This is a genomic window from Natrinema longum (genome assembly GCF_017352095.1).
Taxonomy (GTDB): Archaea; Halobacteriota; Halobacteria; order Halobacteriales; family Natrialbaceae; genus Natrinema; species Natrinema longum.
The window spans coordinates 2,851,116-2,866,513 of record NZ_CP071463.1 but is presented as its reverse complement, the minus strand read 5'-3'; the positions used below and the strand labels follow the sequence as shown (position 1 = coordinate 2,866,513).

The 15,398-nt window shown below is 65.7% G+C and carries 15 protein-coding genes, 2 tRNA genes and 1 pseudogene; 13 read left to right on the top strand and 5 right to left on the bottom strand.

All coding sequences use genetic code 11. The features are described 5' to 3' along the window. Window positions 1–150: 150 nt before the first annotated feature. Window positions 151–933: a YihY/virulence factor BrkB family protein gene (locus J0X27_RS14155; protein ID WP_207269813.1), complete on the top strand. Its 783-nt coding sequence runs from the start codon at window positions 151–153 to the stop codon at window positions 931–933. Between the two features lie 89 nt (window positions 934–1,022). Then, entirely contained in the window at window positions 1,023–1,718 is a 696-nt protein-coding gene (locus J0X27_RS14150; RefSeq protein ID WP_207269812.1) for a hypothetical protein, read from the top strand. Between the two features lie 66 nt (window positions 1,719–1,784). On the opposite strand, the pseudogene J0X27_RS17980 reads toward J0X27_RS14150, so the two are convergent. Together J0X27_RS17980 and J0X27_RS14140 are read right to left on the bottom strand one after the other, a co-directional pair. Beyond that, window positions 1,785–1,955: pseudogene (locus J0X27_RS17980) on the bottom strand (AEC family transporter); the annotation flags it as partial. Between the two features lie 282 nt (window positions 1,956–2,237). Continuing rightward, a tRNA-Val gene (locus tag J0X27_RS14140) sits at window positions 2,238–2,312 on the bottom strand. Window positions 2,313–2,500: 188 nt separating this feature from the next. On the opposite strand from J0X27_RS14140, the gene trpD reads away from it, so the two are divergent. The 4 genes from trpD to trpG are packed head-to-tail and all read left to right on the top strand — an operon-like array spanning window position 2,501 to window position 6,535. After that, the gene (trpD, locus tag J0X27_RS14135) at window positions 2,501–3,517 is read left to right on the top strand and encodes an anthranilate phosphoribosyltransferase (protein ID WP_207269810.1); all 1,017 of its coding nucleotides are present in this window, start codon (window positions 2,501–2,503) and stop codon (window positions 3,515–3,517) included. After that, window positions 3,514–4,164: a phosphoribosylanthranilate isomerase gene (locus J0X27_RS14130; RefSeq protein WP_207269809.1), complete on the top strand. Its 651-nt coding sequence runs from the start codon at window positions 3,514–3,516 to the stop codon at window positions 4,162–4,164. Before trpD ends, J0X27_RS14130 begins: the two co-directional genes overlap by 4 nt. An 11-nt stretch (window positions 4,165–4,175) precedes the next feature. Then, window positions 4,176–5,909 carry an anthranilate synthase component I gene (gene trpE / locus J0X27_RS14125; RefSeq protein ID WP_207269808.1) on the top strand — a complete coding sequence of 578 codons (1,734 nt, stop codon included), beginning with the start codon at window positions 4,176–4,178 and terminating at the stop codon, window positions 5,907–5,909. After that, the gene (trpG, locus tag J0X27_RS14120) at window positions 5,906–6,535 is read left to right on the top strand and encodes an anthranilate synthase component II (protein ID WP_207269807.1); all 630 of its coding nucleotides are present in this window, start codon (window positions 5,906–5,908) and stop codon (window positions 6,533–6,535) included. The genes trpE and trpG overlap by 4 nt, the downstream gene beginning before the upstream one ends. A gap of 78 nt (window positions 6,536–6,613) precedes the next feature. Here the strand turns inward: trpG and J0X27_RS14115 are convergent, their stop codons facing one another. Then, complete coding sequence (locus tag J0X27_RS14115; RefSeq protein ID WP_207269806.1) at window positions 6,614–6,799, bottom strand: hypothetical protein; 186 nt, start codon at window positions 6,797–6,799, stop codon at window positions 6,614–6,616. A gap of 430 nt (window positions 6,800–7,229) precedes the next feature. Here J0X27_RS14115 and J0X27_RS14110 point away from each other — a divergent pair, with 430 nt between their 5' ends. After that, window positions 7,230–10,355 (top strand): adenosylcobalamin-dependent ribonucleoside-diphosphate reductase, encoded by a 3,126-nt coding sequence (locus J0X27_RS14110; protein ID WP_207269805.1) that lies wholly within the window; start codon window positions 7,230–7,232, stop codon window positions 10,353–10,355. Window positions 10,356–10,465: 110 nt separating this feature from the next. Then, the gene (locus tag J0X27_RS14105; protein WP_207269804.1) at window positions 10,466–10,666 is read left to right on the top strand and encodes an HVO_2523 family zinc finger protein; all 201 of its coding nucleotides are present in this window, start codon (window positions 10,466–10,468) and stop codon (window positions 10,664–10,666) included. 70 nt (window positions 10,667–10,736) lie between these two features. On the opposite strand, the gene J0X27_RS14100 is transcribed toward J0X27_RS14105, so the two are convergent. Further along, entirely contained in the window at window positions 10,737–11,477 is a 741-nt protein-coding gene (locus J0X27_RS14100; RefSeq protein ID WP_207269803.1) for a TVP38/TMEM64 family protein, read from the bottom strand. Window positions 11,478–11,642: 165 nt separating this feature from the next. On the opposite strand from J0X27_RS14100, the gene J0X27_RS14095 reads away from it, so the two are divergent. The 3 genes from J0X27_RS14095 to J0X27_RS14085 all read left to right on the top strand — a co-directional run bounded on the left by J0X27_RS14095 (window position 11,643) and on the right by J0X27_RS14085 (window position 12,937). Continuing rightward, window positions 11,643–11,727: transfer RNA gene (locus tag J0X27_RS14095), tRNA-Leu, on the top strand. 291 nt (window positions 11,728–12,018) lie between these two features. Beyond that, on the top strand, window positions 12,019–12,267 hold the full coding sequence (locus J0X27_RS14090; protein ID WP_207269802.1) for a hypothetical protein: 249 nt from the start codon (window positions 12,019–12,021) through the stop codon (window positions 12,265–12,267). 106 nt (window positions 12,268–12,373) lie between these two features. Then, a complete protein-coding gene (locus J0X27_RS14085) occupies window positions 12,374–12,937 on the top strand; it encodes a DUF420 domain-containing protein (protein ID WP_207269801.1) in 564 nt (187 codons plus the stop codon). A 133-nt stretch (window positions 12,938–13,070) separates the two neighbouring features. Here the strand turns inward: J0X27_RS14085 and J0X27_RS14080 are convergent, their stop codons facing one another. Further along, a complete protein-coding gene (locus J0X27_RS14080) occupies window positions 13,071–13,268 on the bottom strand; it encodes a DUF5800 family protein (protein WP_097380072.1) in 198 nt (65 codons plus the stop codon). Window positions 13,269–13,415: 147 nt separating this feature from the next. Between J0X27_RS14080 and J0X27_RS14075 the strand changes: the two genes are divergently transcribed. Together J0X27_RS14075 and J0X27_RS14070 are read left to right on the top strand one after the other, a co-directional pair. Next, window positions 13,416–14,273 carry a polymer-forming cytoskeletal protein gene (locus tag J0X27_RS14075; protein WP_207269800.1) on the top strand — a complete coding sequence of 286 codons (858 nt, stop codon included), beginning with the start codon at window positions 13,416–13,418 and terminating at the stop codon, window positions 14,271–14,273. 260 nt (window positions 14,274–14,533) lie between these two features. After that, window positions 14,534–15,397, top strand: a complete 864-nt coding sequence (locus J0X27_RS14070) for an electron transfer flavoprotein subunit beta/FixA family protein (RefSeq protein ID WP_207269799.1) — start codon at window positions 14,534–14,536, stop codon at window positions 15,395–15,397. Window position 15,398 lies beyond the last annotated feature (1 nt).

Below are 15,398 nucleotides of genomic sequence, written 5' to 3'. Positions count from 1 at the left end.
CGGAACGCGCTCACTCGAGCGGGGACGGGGTGACTGGACCGAGGACTGGCGTGACCGGACTGGGGACGGGCGTGATCGGACCGGGGACTGGCTCACGCAGGAACTGCGAACGACTTACACGTTATTGGACCTGACCGTCGGAGTGACTGTATGGAACTCCCCGAGTCACTCACGCTGATCTATCGGACGGCGAGCGACCGCGATCTGACCTTTCTCGCGGCCGGGTTCGCCTACTACGCGTTCGTCTCGCTGATCCCGCTGGTCTTGCTCGCGCTCGTGGTCGGCTCGCTGCTGGGTGGTGAGCAAACGGCCCAGCGGCTGATCAGGGTCGCCGGCGACTTCCTTCCGGCAGCGGGCGAGCAACTGGTCGCCGACGCGCTGACGACCGAGTCCGGCCGGGCCGAGGCGACCGTCGTCGCACTCGTCGTCGCGACCTGGGGCGCGCTCAAGGTCTTTCGCGGCCTGAGCCTGGCGTTCGACATCGTCTACGACGAGGTCGCCGAGGACACGCTCGTCGATCAGATCCGGGACGGGCTCACGGTGATCGTCGCCGGCGCGGGCGCGCTCGTCCTGATGCTCGGGATCGGGGCCGCGCTCAGGATCGTCGCCGACAGCGTTCCGTTCGCCGGGTTCGTGAGCTGGCTCACGCTGCTCGCCGGGCTCGTCCTCGTCTTCCTCCCGATCTACTACGTCCTCCCGCCCGTTCCGGTCGAGGTGGGCGAGATCCTCCCCGGAACGGTTTTCGCCGCCGTCGGCTGGACCGTCCTCCAGTTTGGCTTCCAGCTGTACGCGGCAAACGCCGCCCAGTACGAAGCCTACGGGGCCGTCGGTGCCGTGCTCCTCTTCGTCACCTGGCTCTACTTCGCGGGCATCATCATTCTCGTCGGTGCCGTACTCAACGTCGTCCGATCGCGTCCCTCGCTGGCCACGTAGGAACCGACCCGAGACGACCGTCGGTTGCTGGTCCCTGAACTCCCTGTACAGGGGAACAATTATGTCCCCAGCAGCGACAGAGTCCCACCATGAGCGACGAGCGATCATCCAGTCCCGCCGCGGCCGACGGACCCTCGACGGCCGACGACGCAGACGCGGGCGATTCCCTCGAGCCCGGCGGTGGTCCCCAGCGCGTCGTCTCCGAGGAGAGCGTCGACGACATCCTCGACTCCCTCGGCTCGACGGACTCGAGCGACGAGACGGCGAGTGACGCCGACGACGCCGTGACGACCGAGTTCGACGAGACGGATATCCCAGCCGCCGAGCCTGGACCCGATATCGACGAGCAGTCGTCGGCGGCAACGAACGACACCGGGCCGTCGACGGACGCGGACTCGGCAGCGACGGACGCGGACTCGGCGGCGACCGACGCGAGCGCCGAGGACGACCCGTCGCTCGAGGAACTTGCCGCCCGCGTCGAGGACGGAACCGTCACCGGCGCGGACGTCCGCGCGGCCGAGGCCGGCGACGGGCGCGAATCGACTCCCGACATCGACGAGGTCGAACTCTCGATGGACGACCTCGAGACGACGGGCACCAGCGGGGCCGCTGCCGAAACGGCTCGCCACGACGACGCCGGCCCGCTCGCCGGTTCGATCGATCCCGACGACGCCGGCCCGCTTGCCGACTCGAGCGATCGCGACGGGGACGCCGACTCGAGTGCTGACCGACGGTCCGACGGGACCGGACTGCTCGGCCGTCTCAAGGGGCTTTTCTCGCGATAAGAGGGGGACGACGCGGCTCCGAGTCCGTTCTCGCGTATCGACGGGTGGCGGATGGCGGTGCCGGCCTCAACGCACGAGCGTGATCGGGACGAACAGCGTCGCGATCGAGACGAGCGTCGTGACGAAGACGTTCAGCGAGGCGAACTCCCTGTCACCGCCGAGTTCGTTCGCGACGACGAACGTCGAGACGGCGGTCGGCGTCCCGAGCATCACCACGCAGGCGGTGAACGTCGCGGACGGGTTCGTTCGGCTCGGTCACGTCGGCCCGTGGCCGGTTCGGGTCCTGTCCGAACCGATACGCCTCCTCGTCCTGCTCGCCGCGGTGATCGTCGTCGTCGGACGCCTGTACAGCCACGAGTAGAACCGGCTGTTCGGCCTCCGTGTTCCGACTGCACGGTCTCGGTCGTGTCGGTAGCAACGGATCGAAGCGGTGCCGATCCGACCGCTCACGGATTCGTTCGCGACGGAAGTACTACACGACGAATTCGCTACTCGAGAACTTGCTCGCAGCAGAAGTAGTGGGTTGGAGCAGATTTGAACTGCCGGCCTCCTCCATGTCAAGGAGGTGTCGTAACCAGACTAGACCACCAACCCTGGTTTTGCGTTCGTTCGTGGCGCGCGTCGCCACGCTTCCTGACTGCACTCGTTCGTTGCCCGCCACCGTAATTGAAGGTTTCGAATCGATCCCCGTACGCGAGTCGCCACCACGCACCCGGTCGATACGCTTAAGTCGATGTACTGATTTGAGCATTACAAGACAACTACGTACATTGGTGTCCACTATGCAGGAATACGTCGAACGAGTCACTGACGGGGAGGATCTCACACAATCGGACGCTCGAGCGGCCTCGACGGCCGTTTTCGAGGGTGCGACGGAGGCCCAGATCGGCGCGCTGCTGGCGGCGCTGCGTTCGAAAGGCGAGACGGAAGCCGAGATCGCCGGGTTCGCCGAAGGGATGCGCGACGCGGCCAGGACGATCGCGCCCGACCGGGACCCGCTGGTCGACACCTGTGGGACGGGCGGCGACGATTACGATACGATCAACGTCTCGACGACGAGCGCGATCGTCGCCGCGGGGGCCGGCGTCCCGATCGCCAAACACGGCAACTACTCGGTCTCGTCGTCCTCGGGCAGCGCGGATGTCCTCGAGGAGGTCGGCGTGAACGTCGAGGCCGAACCGCCGGCAGTCGAGGACGCCATCGAGGCGGACGGCATCGGCTTCATGCTCGCACCGGTGTTTCACCCGGCGATGAAGGCCGTCATCGGCCCTCGAAAGGAACTCGGGATGCGGACGATCTTCAACGTGCTCGGCCCGCTGACCAACCCGGCCGGCGCGGACGCACAGGTTATCGGCGTCTACGACCCCGACCTCGTGCCCGTCCTCGCGGACGCGCTGGCTCGAATGGACGTCGAGGACGCGCTGGTCGTCCACGGTGCAGGGACCGACGAAATCGCTATTCACGGCGAAACGGTCGTCGCAGAAGTCGATGGCGACGCCGTCGAGGAGTACACCCTCGAGCCGGCCGATCTCGGTCTCGAGGAACACGACATCGACGACATCGCCGGTGGCTCGCCAGCGGAGAACGCGGCCGACATGCGGGGCATCGTCGAGGGCGAGGTGACCGGTGCGAAACGGGACGTCATCCTCGCGAACGCCGGCGCGGCGATCTACGTCGCCGGGGAAGCCGACTCGCTGGAGGGCGGTGCCGACCTCGCACGCGAGGCGATCGACGCCGAGGAGGCGGCCCGGAAACTCGAGCAACTCCGTGGCGCGACGGCCACGCCCGAGGGACAATGACGCGCGTCAAAATCTGCGGGCTGACCAGCGAATCCGACCTCGCGGCGGCCATCGACGCGGGTGCGGACGCAGTCGGCATCATCTGTGACGTCTCGGTCGACACGCCACGGGAGGTCTCGATCGAGCAGGCCACGGCGCTTGCAGCGGCCACGCCGCCGTTCGTGACGAGCGTGCTCGTGACGATGCCCGCCGATCCCGAGGCGGCGATCGAACTCGTCGATGAGATCGAGCCCGACGCGATTCAGATTCACAGCGAACTGTGTGCCGGTGACCTCGCATATCTGCGCGCGAACCTCGAGACGGAACTCCTGCTTGCAGTCGACGCCGACGATCCAACGGCCGCCCAAGCCTACGACGACATCGTCGACGCCCTCCTCGTCGATACCGTAAGCGAGGACGGCGGTGGCGGAACCGGTCGCACGCACGACTGGGATCGGACCCGACTGGCAATCGAGGACCTCGAGTCGCCGCTGATCCTCGCGGGCGGACTCACGCCGGCGAACGTCGGGGATGCGGTCCGGACCGTCGAACCGTTCGCGGTCGACGTGGCGAGCGGCGTCGAGGAACGCGGCGGCGTCAAGGACGTCGACGCCATCCGATCGTTCGTCGACCGAGCCAAGAACGCCCGCAAACCGGTCGAGCCGTAACGGTGACCAGTATGCACGATTCCGAATCCGCGTCGGCCCACCCGACGTTCGACATCGACCGGGAGACGTTCAGCGACCACGCGGGCACGAACGCGGACCGAGGGGATCGGCCCGTCGTCGTCCGCACCGTCGCGACACTCGAGTGTGATACGACGCCGCTTGCAGCCTACGCCGCGCTGACCGGCCGCTCCGACGCGATCGATCGCGAGCGCTCGCCGTACGCGTTCCTGCTCGAGAGCGCGGAGAAGACCGCCTCGAGCGATCCCGACGGCGCGTTCCGACCGAGCGGGGCGGACGCCGAGCGCCACGCGCGATACTCCTACGTCGGCTACGACCCCGAGGCCGTGGTGACGGTCGAATCCGGGGCGGCCACCGTCGACGCACTCTCCGACGACGCACCGCTTGCGGCGATCCGGACCGATGCCGACGGCGATACCGTCGACGCGCTTCGAGCCGCGATGCCGGACGTCCGCCTCGCGAACATGCCCGACCACGAGCGCCAGCACCTCGAGGGCGGGTTGGTCGGCTTTCTGGCCTACGACGCCGTCTACGACCTCTGGCTCGAGGAGGTCGGGCTCGAGCGGCCCGACTCGCGGTTCCCGGACGCGCAGTTCCTGCTGACGACGAAAACGCTGGCCTTCGACGAGCGCGACGGGACGGTCTCGTTGGTCTTTACGCCCGTGCTCGAGGCCGACGACGACCCCGAGGCGGTGTACGATGCCCTGCAACGAGAAGCCGCCGACGTGGCGGCGACGCTTCGCGAGGCCGACCGACCTGAGACTGGCGGGTTCGTCCGCGAGGACGAGATCGCAGGTTCCAGAGCGGAGTACGAAGAAAGCGTTCGGCAGGCCAAAGAGCACGTCCTCGACGGAGACATCTACCAGGGCGTCATCTCGCGGACGCGGGAACTCTACGGCGACGTCGATCCGATCGGCTTCTACGAGGCGATGCGGGAGGTGAACCCGTCGCCCTACATGTATCTCCTCGACCACGACGACCTGACAGTCGTCGGAGCCAGTCCCGAGACGCTCGTCTCCGTCCGCGGTCGTGAGGTCATGTCCAATCCGATCGCCGGGACCTGTAACCGAGGCTCGAGTCCAGTCGAGGACCGCCGGCTCGCAGGGGAGATGCTGGCCGACGGGAAGGAACGCGCCGAACACACGATGTTGGTCGATCTCGCGCGCAACGACGTGCGCCGCGTCTCGGAGCCGGGTTCGGTCCGCGTCGACGAGTTCATGAACGTCCTCAAGTACAGCCACGTCCAGCACATCGAGTCGACGGTGACGGGTACACTGGCCGCCGACGCCGACGGGTTCGACGCGACCCGCGCGTCGTTCCCCGCCGGGACCCTCTCGGGCGCGCCGAAGATCCGGGCCATGGAGATCATCGACGACCTCGAGTCCGAGCCACGCGGTCTCTATGGAGGCGGCGTCGGCTACTACTCCTGGACCGGCGACACGGACTTCGCGATCGTCATTCGGACCGCAACGGTGGAGGAGGGCGCGGTGCCACGCGCCGCGGATGGGCGAGCGGGGAGGGACGATCCGCGAGACGAAGGCGGGCGGGATCGAATCACGGTCCAGGCCGGCGCAGGGCTGGTCGCCGACAGCGATCCGGCCGCCGAGTACGAGGAAACCGAGAAGAAGATGGGCGGCGTCCTCGCCGCGCTCGAGCAGATCGAACACCCGGCCGCGGAATCGAACGCGGACGACGAGTCCGAAACGACGGCAGAGGTGAGTCGATGAGCGCGACTGGCGATAGTCGTCGGGCCGACGGTGACGCCGACCCCGTCACGGTCCTGTTCGTCGACAACTACGACTCCTTTACCTACAACCTCGTGGAGTACGTCAGCCAACTGCCGGACACCGAGACTGAGGTGCGAAAGAACACCGCCTCACTCGCGGATATCCGCGCCGTCGATCCCGACGCGATCGTCATCAGTCCCGGACCCGGTCACCCGAAGAACGATCGGGACGTCGGCGTTACGATGGACGTGCTTCGGGAACTCTCTCCGGAGATACCGACGCTCGGCGTCTGTCTGGGGCTCGAGGCCGCCGTCTACGAGTACGGCGGCAGCGTCGGCCGGGCACCCGAACCGATCCACGGGAAAGCCTCCGCGGTCGAGCACGACGGGCAAGGCGTCTTCGCGGGGCTCGAGCAGGACTTTCGGGCGGGTCGCTACCACTCGCTTATCGCGACCGAGGTGCCCGACTCCTTCGAGGTGTCGGCGACTGCAGAACACGAATCGGAGACGCTCGTCATGGGCGTGCGCCACCGAGAGTACCCACTCGAGTGCGTGCAGTTCCATCCAGAAAGCGTACTCACGGCACGGGGCCACGACGTGATCGAGAACTTCCTCTCGAGCGTCTAGTCCCGTTCACCCGTCGACTGCAGGGTCGAATCCGGCGGCGTGATCCGGTTCGACCTGCGGTGCAAGCGTGGACCGCCACTAGACGCCGGGAAGCAACTCGAGTTGGCCGACCGCGTAGAGGGCTGCGAGGACGACTGCGGCGACGATTCCGACGCGGACGGCCAGTTTGATTGCGATCCGGATCGCGATGACGGCGACCGCGAACGCGGCGAGCAGGGCAAACACCAGGAGGACCGGTGGTGCCGACGTCAGTGCATCGATCATACGACACCACCCACGCTGCACGGACGTAATCTTTCTGGAGACCGTGACTGTCTCGACGGGATGACTGAGTCGTGACAACGGCTGGGTCGTGGTTTCATATGAAAAAGTGAAAATCACCGGACTGCGATGCCGTTTCGTCGGTGACAGTCACTTTCAGCCCGGTCTGAAAATGGTTAAGAGCATCGACGGCGTAGGTATTGATAGCCACGCAGGCGGCCGTCTCGGCGGCCGTGGGAGACCCAGCAATCATAGGTTATAGACCCATCTATACAACCACATTTGTATTACTACAAGAAAAGTAGGACAACAACACCACGTTTTATGATGGATGCATGAATACCGAACCTTCGTCACGAATGATGAGAGCAAGGACTCCGACTCACGGCAGAATCGGCACGCGGCACCGGTATAGCGACGAGGTGGCGCGCGCATGAGCGACACCGAACTATCTGCGGCCGATCTCACCCTCCCGATCAAACGCTCCGACGGGGACACCCTCGAGGAGCGATTGACCGACAACGCCTATCAGAACATTCTCCCGGCTCGTTATCTCCGCAAGGACGCCAACGGCGACCTGATCGAGACCCAGGAGGACCTCTTCGACCGCGTCGGCAAGAACATCGCGCTGGCCGAAGCCGTCTACGAGGCCGAAAAGCGTGACCTCGAGATCACGGTCACGCCCGATCAACTCAAGCCCGACCACCCGCGCCGGGACGACCTCGCCGAGGAGGTCTTCGGTGAGGGCGTCACCGCCGACGACGACGCCGAGACGACGCTCACCGAGCGCAACGTCAACAAGTTCGCCTACGACACGATCGTTCCCGAGCTCCCCGAGGACGTACGCAGCCACGTCGAGGACGTCGCCGGGACCTTTACCGAGGGCATGGAGTCGCTTTCGTTCATGCCGAACTCGCCGACTCTGATGAACGCCGGCGACGAACTCCAGCAGCTTTCGGCCTGTTTCGTCATGTCGCCCGACGACGACCTCTCGGACATCCACGAGACCGCCAAGAAGGCGGCCGAGGTCTTCCAGTCCGGCGGCGGCGTCGGCTACGGCTTCTGGCAGCTGCGCCCCTACGGCGACTCGGTCGGCTCGACCGGCGGCATCGCCTCCGGCCCGATCACCTTCATGCGAACCTACGACCAGCTCTGTGAGACCATCGCCCAGGGCGGGACCCGCCGGGGTGCCCAGATGGGCATCATGCGCGTCTCCCACCCCGACGTCATCGAGTTCATCCACGCCAAGAACAAGGACGTCTCGCTGGCGCACACGCTGCGACTGAACGACCCCGACGACTACACCTACACGACCTTCTCGGAGGCCCTCGAGGAAGCCCGGGACCTGATCGACGAGGACGGGCGCGTCCCCAAACACCTGCGCAACGCCGTCGAGGGCCATCTCTCGAACTTCAACATCTCCGTCGGCGTCACCGACGACTTCATGGACGCCGTCCAGAACGGCGAGGAGTACACCTTCACCAACCCGCGCACGGAGGAACCCCACATCGCCACCGAGGAGACAAAGGAGATGTACAGCCGCTACGACCTCGGCGAGCACGTCGAGGTCGGCGAACCGCTCTCCGTTCCCGCGGAACTCGTCTGGGAACGCATCGTTCAAGGAGCCCACGAGAACGGCGAACCCGGCGTCATCTACCTCGAGCGAGTCAACAAGGAACACTCCTTCGACGTCGAGAAGGAAGACGACCACCGAATGCTCGCGACCAACCCCTGTGGCGAGCAGCCCCTCGAGGAGTACGAGGCCTGTAACCTCGGCCACATCAACCTCTCGACGCTGGCCGATCTCGACGCCCCGGACTGGCGCGTCTGGTCCGACGAGCATGCCGCCGAGTACGACTCCCAGGAAGCGGCCGTCTCGGCGTTCCTCGAAGAGGCCATCGACTTCGAGGAGTTCGACGAGCGCATCGAGTACGGCACGCGCTTCCTCGAGAACGTCGTCACGATGTCTGACTTCCCGGTCGAGGAGATCGAGGAGAAGGTCCGCGACATGCGCAAGATCGGTCTGGGCGTCATGGGTCTGGCCCAGCTGTACGTCCAGCTCGGCATCAAGTACGGCAGCGACGAGGGCAACGAAGTCGCCAGCCAGCTGATGACCCACATCAACCACGGCGCGAAGGCCAAGAGCCACGAACTCGCCCAAGAGCGAGGGTCGTTCAACGACTGGGACGAGTCGAAGTACGCGACCCCGACCGAGTACCGCGAGTGGTTCGAGCGCCAGACCGGCGAGGACGCCGACGACTGGGCCGACGGCTTCCCGATCCGAAACCACAACGTGACGACCATCGCCCCGACCGGGACGACCTCGATGGTCGGCAACACGACGGGCGGCTGTGAGCCGATCTACAACGTCGCCTACTACAAGAACGTCACCGACGACGTCCAGGGCGACGAGATGTTAGTCGAGTTCGACGACTACTTCCTGCGCACGCTGGAGGCCAACGACATCGACGTCGACGCCGTCAAGGAGGAGGCCCAAGAGCAGATGGCCACCAACCAGTTCGACGGCGTCGAAGGGCTCTCGACCGTTCCGGACGCGATCGGCGAACTCTTCGTCATCACCTCGGACCTCACCGCGAAACAGCACGCGGCGGTCCAGTGTGCCTGTCAGAACGGCGTCGACTCCGCCATCTCCAAGACGGTCAACGCACCCAACGACTCCACGCTCGAGGACGCCAAGGAGGTCTTCGAGTGGGTCTACGAGAACGGCGGGAAAGGCGTCACCTACTACCGCGACGGCACCCGCAGCAAGCAGGTGCTGACCACGCGCGCGGACAACGCCGACTTCGCAGACGAGACCGAAGCCGCCCAGGCCCTGGTCGAACAGATCGACGAGATCTTCGGCGGCCTCGAGGCGTTCCTCGAGAGCGAGGAAGTCCGGGACGTCCTCGAAGAAGACGTCGGCTCGCTGACCGACGACGGCGACCGCCAGCCGGTCGAGGTCGACTTCACCGAAAAGCGCGAGCGACCTGACGCCCTGCAGGGCGTCAGCCAGCGCATCGACACCGGCTACGGGAAGATCTACGTGACGATCAACGAGGACCCCGAGACCGGCCAGCCGTTCGAACTGTTCGCGAACATCGGCCACTCCGGTGGCTTCACGAACTCCTTTACCGAGGCCCTGGCGAAGGTCATCTCGACCTCGCTGCGCTCGGGCGTCGATCCCGAGGAGATCGTCGACGAACTCTGTGGGACTCGCAGTCCCAAAGTGGCCTGGGACAAGGGCGAACAGATCCAGTCCATCCCGGACGCCATCGGTACCGCGATGCGCCGGTACCTCGAGGGCGAGATCGACAAACCCTACCCGAAACAGCAGACCCTCGAGGAGTCGGCCGACGCCGAGATCGCCGACTACGACGGTCCCAAGACCGACGGCGGTGGGGCCGCCGCGCAAGGCGGTGCGCCCGCGGACGCCGACGACACGACTCAGGACCTCATCGACGCCGGCGAGTCGCCGGAGTGTCCCGACTGTGGCGCGATGACCCTGTACTTCTCCGAAGGCTGCAAGACGTGCGAATCCTGTGGCTGGAGCGAGTGTTGAGCGCTGAGTGAGGCCGTTTCGGCGCTGTATTTCGTCGGTGCGTTTTCCCTCGATTTCGATAGACTACCGCAAACACCACACTTAGCACCGGCTGGCGAGAACCGTCTCGTATGACTGCCGACGGTGTGGATGGTGCTGGGAGTGCCACGACGGATACCACCGCGAGTGGCAGCGATGCGGATCGCTCGAGCGACCGAACGGCGGGTGCACCGCGCTGTCCTCACTGTGACGCGCCGATGTACAAACGCCACTGCAAGTACGTCTGTCCCCAGCACGGGGTCATTATCGATTGCAGCGACCCCTTCCGTTGAACCCCCGTGTCGTCGGGAGAAATCCGGTCGGTGCGTGGCCCCGGAATCGCGACGGCGACCGATCGACCACTCACCCGTCCGTCGATCGACTCGTGTCCTCCGCTGGCGTTCGGTTCGTCGCCCGAAGCGTCCGGTAGACGGGGCCAGCCAGCAGGACGACGGCAGCCCCGGCGCAGGCGATCGAGAGCGTCAGTCCGAGTTCGCCGACGCCGCTCGAGGTGATCGTCGCCATCGAGGCCCCCACCGTGACGGCGGCGATCGTCCACGGCAGTTCGCCGAGTACCGTCCCGAGGACGAGGTGTCGGAGTTCGACCTCGCTGACCGCGGCGGCACCCGTCGCGACGTCCGACGGAATCGGTGCCAGACGCGAGGCGGTGACCCCACGGAGCGGCCCCGCCGTGTCGTAGTACCGGGCGACGACGGCGCTCGTTCGACCGAGGAGACCGCCCCCGTCGCCGTCGCGCTCGGGTCGGTCGGACGGCCCGCCTCGAGTGTGCTGTGTCGTCGCCCATCGGACGGCGAGGAACACGGGGAGGACGGTCACGACGACGCCGGCGAGTGCGACCGGGACGCCGACCGCCACGCCGAAGCCGTAGCCGACGACGACCGCGAGGGGCGTCGTGGGCCAGGCCAGCAGCGGTCGCACGAGGTAGAGCCCGGCGACGAGGAGCCCGAAGCGAACCGGGTCCGCAACGAGGGAATCGACGGTCCCGACGATCGTCGACGGCGAGACGAGGAGGCCCGCGGCGACCGCGCCGCTGGCCACGACGACGCCCGCGAGCGCACGCATCCGGACCGACGAGACCAGCATCGATCGACAGTTTCGCTCGAGGGTTGAAGGCTTTGTGTCTCCCGTCGTTCGACCGTCCCGTCGATTGTGGGGTACAGTTCGTGTGACCAAACCGCAGTCGCCGACCCAAAGGAAAGGGCTTTTATAATCACACTGGATACGAGTGAGTGCAGACAAAGACCGCGAGCGTGGGTAGCCAAGCCAGGCCAACGGCGCAGCGTTGAGGGCGCTGTCCCGTAGGGGTCCGCCGGTTCAAATCCGGTCCCACGCATCGCACCGGTGGACGATGTCCACCACTACGATGCAGGTGATCTCCCTTCGAGGACATCACCCACGCATAATCCTTTCCGACGCTACACCGACGAGCGATAGCGCCAAGCACGGCGGAGAGTTCGCCCACGGGACGTTTTCACGGCCAATGCAGTCTTCCGGCGTTTTCCTCTCCGATGGAACGCCGTCATCCGTGCCTCGACCGCCCAACGAGCACTGGGACCGACTACAGGAAGGGACGGTTCATTCTCATTCAAAAACATGTATGTCGTTCCGGCTCCCGGTGCTGGTAATGCCCGGGTTGGCCCTGTTCGGTCTCGTCGTAATCGTCCTCCAGTTCGGTATCGGCTATCACGTCTCCCAGTCTCTCGCTGCCGCCGGGAGGGTGAGCGGGGTGCTCGCCGGAGTGATCGCTGCGGTCGCAGGTATCGTCGTCCTGTTTCGGTACGGGATACTGGCGACGCTCGTATTCGATTTCCTCCTCCTGGTCGTGTCCGCATTGCTGAGGGATCACGTCGACCGAAGGCCTGCCGCGAGGTAGGAGCATCCGTCGTGCGCCATCGGCTCCCGGTTCGTCGACTTGTACCGTCGCGGCGGTCTCCAGTACAGAAAGTAACCGCTTTCCCGTTCCGGTCGAACGAACAGCCATGGAATACGTCCCTCGAGAGCGCGTGCGTCTTCTCACCGGTATCTTGAGCGTCGTCTCGCTTGCGGTCGTCTTCGCGGCTGCGGGGGGCCGGATCCCGTCCTCGAGCGTGCCGGCGGCCCCCGAATGGGTCATCGAGACGATTCCGCTCGTCAACGCCGTGATCAGCGCGGTCGCGATCGGGACGATCACGATCGGCTGGCGGGCGATCCGTCGCGGTGCGATCGAGCGCCATCGGGTCGCGATGGTCGCCTCGTTCGGGCTGTTCGTCGGATTCCTCGTGCTCTATCTCTATCGGTTGACGGTGACCGGTGGGCCACAGCCGTTTCCGGGGCCGGATCCGGTCTACCAGTTCGTCTATCTCCCGCTGCTGGCGATTCACATCTTCCTCGCGGTCGTCTGTATCCCCCTGCTCTACTACGTCTTGTTGCTCGCGTTCGCCCATCCGATCGCGGACATTCCGAAGACGAGCCACGCTCGCGTCGGCCGGATCGCGGCGACGCTGTGGCTGATCTCGTTCTCGCTCGGGATCGTCGTCTTCGTGTTGCTCCACGTCGTCTACTGACCGGTCGGCGAACGGGAGTGATCGGGTACGACGGGCGCGCTCGCGAGGAGTCATACGGTCTGTGGTCCCGATGGATCGGTGGGACACCAGTGCGGTTCGCGGGTGTGCCGTCGCTGACTGACAGGAGTCCGTCTCAGTCGAGAATGTCGCCGATGCGTCGGGGTTCGCCCTGCAGGTTCGGCTGTTCCGCGACGATCTGCAGCACTTCGTGGTCGGTCACGTCGTAGTAGGACTTTTCGGTGGCTTCCTCGACGAGGTCCCGCTCGAGGCGGAACTCGGTGCCTTCGTAGACGACGTCGACGCCGTCGTCGTCGAACGCGAGCGTAGTCATGCTCGCTCGTACGGGGTGGGGGTCTAAAAGCAAGGCGACTGCCCGCGACAGCTACCGGGAGACAGAGCCGAGAGGGACGGACGGGCGTCAGACGAGCGGCTGACGACGCGCGAGGTTTATTAGGCGGTACTCCCTTTGGATGCGAGTGTGGCCTTCAGCAGGGACCCGCTCGACGAACTCGTCGTTCCCGACGGAACGGAAGCCCAGGAACGAGACCTCGTGACCGACGGGGATATCCTCGTGGGGAGTCGCTCGACCGTCGAGTTCGGCGTGCGCGGCCGGAACGTCCTGGCCGGCGAAGCGGCCGAGTTCGGCGGCGCGATCGAAGCCGACGGCGACTGTCGGCTCGACATGTGGTGTGACGTCGTCGAGAACGTGCTGGTCGGCCAGGACGCCTACATCGGTGAGCGCGTCCACATCGGCGGCCGACTGAAAGTCGCCGGCGACCTCGACATCGGCGACGACGTCGAGATCGAGGAGGGGTTCGAGGCCAACGGCTGGATCGTCATTCGGAACCCGATGCCGACGATCGTCTTCCTGTTCGTCTACCTCAAGCATCTCCTGTTGATCGGCGAGGAGGACACTGCACAGCGACTCATCGACGAACTCGTCGACGACGAGGACGGCGAACCCGACGCGGAGCCGCTCGTGATCCCCCGGAACGCGACCGTCGGCGACGACGCCTGGCGCGTCTCGACGCCCGCGACCATCGGCGACGACTGCCGCCTTCACGGCAACGTTCGTGCCGAAACGGTCGACGTCGGCGCGGATTGTAACGTCTTCGGCAGCCTCCGGGCTCGCGGCGACGTCACCGTCGGCGAGGGAACCCGCATCCACGGCGACGTGACCACCCGCGACGGCGACGTGGTCATCGAGCCCGACGCCCGTATCCTCGGTGACGTCTCCTGTGACGACCTCGAGATCGGCCCCGACGCCGAGATCGACGGCACGATCCGGGCCGACGGCGAGATTACGATGGGGACGACCGAACGCGAGCGGGAGTAACACGATCCGTCCTCCGACGCCGGTGTCATTCGAACCGACAACCGAGCGCCAGCCGGCGGGGTCCGTCACTCGAATGGAACAGTATCCGCAGCGACGGCGTCTCGCGACGTGAATCTTTATCTCGAGGGGGTCCGGAAGGGATACTCGGAATATTCGTGGCGTTCTATCGGTGATTTTCACCCGTATTCTTAATACTGATAATTACGATAGAGTGAGACGGGTATGCTAACGACAGACACACAACAGCGACGGAGGGATCCATGCGATCGATCGTACTGACGAAAGGGGTCCCGGACTTCTCGGAGGGAGCCGTCTCCTTCGACGAGGACGGTCATCTCGAGCGCGGGAAGACGCCGACGGTGATGAACCCGAACGACGAGTTCGCGCTGCGGGCCGCACTCCAGACGACGGTCCGCCACGGCGGCCACGTCAGCGGGATGAGCATGGGGCCGCCGGGGTACGCCGACGTGTTGCAAGGGGCCATGGAGACGGTGTACACCGACGACAGCTACCTGTTGTCAGACCGGGAGCTAGCTGCCTCCGACACGTGGGCGACGGCGATCACGCTCAGTGCGGGCCTCGAGAAGTACCGGGAGGAGGTCGCGGAGATCGACGTCGTCTTTGCGGGATTCAAGACCGCGGACGGCGAGACCGGCCAGACCGGTCCACAGACGTGCTGGGCGATGGACTGGCCGATCGTCACCCACGTCATCGCGCTCGATATCGACCCCGACGAGCGAACGCTGCGGGCGAAACGGCTCGTCGAGGGAGACGTCGACGAGATCGAGACGGTCGAAGCACCCTTGCCCTGTTTCGTCGTCACCGATCCCGAGTTCGAACCGACCTATCGGAAGGCCTCCCATCGGCTGACCCACAAGGAGTTACGAGCCGAAACCGAGGAACGGGCGGCCGAGCACGACGACCATCTGACGACGTGGGACCACACCGATCTGAACCTCGATCCCGACTACATCGGGCTCGACGGCTCGCCCACGATCGTCTCGTCGGTCGATCCGATCCCCAAAGCGCCCTCCGAACGGGAGGCGACGATGCTCGAGCCCGACGACGGACTGGACGAGGTACTCGGAGAGATGCAACCATACGCCGCGGGAGCAGGTGACTGAC

Excerpts from the sequence above, each read along its gene's own strand:
- J0X27_RS14155 (WP_207269813.1), top strand. The coding sequence starts at position 151 with ATGGAACTCCCCGAGTCACTCACGCTGATCTATCGGACGGCGAGCGAC.
- J0X27_RS14150 (WP_207269812.1), top strand. The coding sequence starts at position 1,023 with ATGAGCGACGAGCGATCATCCAGTCCCGCCGCGGCCGACGGACCCTCG.
- trpD (WP_207269810.1), top strand. The coding sequence starts at position 2,501 with ATGCAGGAATACGTCGAACGAGTCACTGACGGGGAGGATCTCACACAA.
- J0X27_RS14130 (WP_207269809.1), top strand. The coding sequence starts at position 3,514 with ATGACGCGCGTCAAAATCTGCGGGCTGACCAGCGAATCCGACCTCGCG.
- trpE (WP_207269808.1), top strand. The coding sequence starts at position 4,176 with ATGCACGATTCCGAATCCGCGTCGGCCCACCCGACGTTCGACATCGAC.
- trpG (WP_207269807.1), top strand. The coding sequence starts at position 5,906 with ATGAGCGCGACTGGCGATAGTCGTCGGGCCGACGGTGACGCCGACCCC.
- J0X27_RS14115 (WP_207269806.1), bottom strand. The coding sequence starts at position 6,799 with ATGATCGATGCACTGACGTCGGCACCACCGGTCCTCCTGGTGTTTGCC.
- J0X27_RS14110 (WP_207269805.1), top strand. The coding sequence starts at position 7,230 with ATGAGCGACACCGAACTATCTGCGGCCGATCTCACCCTCCCGATCAAA.
- J0X27_RS14105 (WP_207269804.1), top strand. The coding sequence starts at position 10,466 with ATGACTGCCGACGGTGTGGATGGTGCTGGGAGTGCCACGACGGATACC.
- J0X27_RS14100 (WP_207269803.1), bottom strand. The coding sequence starts at position 11,477 with ATGCTGGTCTCGTCGGTCCGGATGCGTGCGCTCGCGGGCGTCGTCGTG.
- J0X27_RS14090 (WP_207269802.1), top strand. The coding sequence starts at position 12,019 with ATGCCCGGGTTGGCCCTGTTCGGTCTCGTCGTAATCGTCCTCCAGTTC.
- J0X27_RS14085 (WP_207269801.1), top strand. The coding sequence starts at position 12,374 with ATGGAATACGTCCCTCGAGAGCGCGTGCGTCTTCTCACCGGTATCTTG.
- J0X27_RS14080 (WP_097380072.1), bottom strand. The coding sequence starts at position 13,268 with ATGACTACGCTCGCGTTCGACGACGACGGCGTCGACGTCGTCTACGAA.
- J0X27_RS14070 (WP_207269799.1), top strand. The coding sequence starts at position 14,534 with ATGCGATCGATCGTACTGACGAAAGGGGTCCCGGACTTCTCGGAGGGA.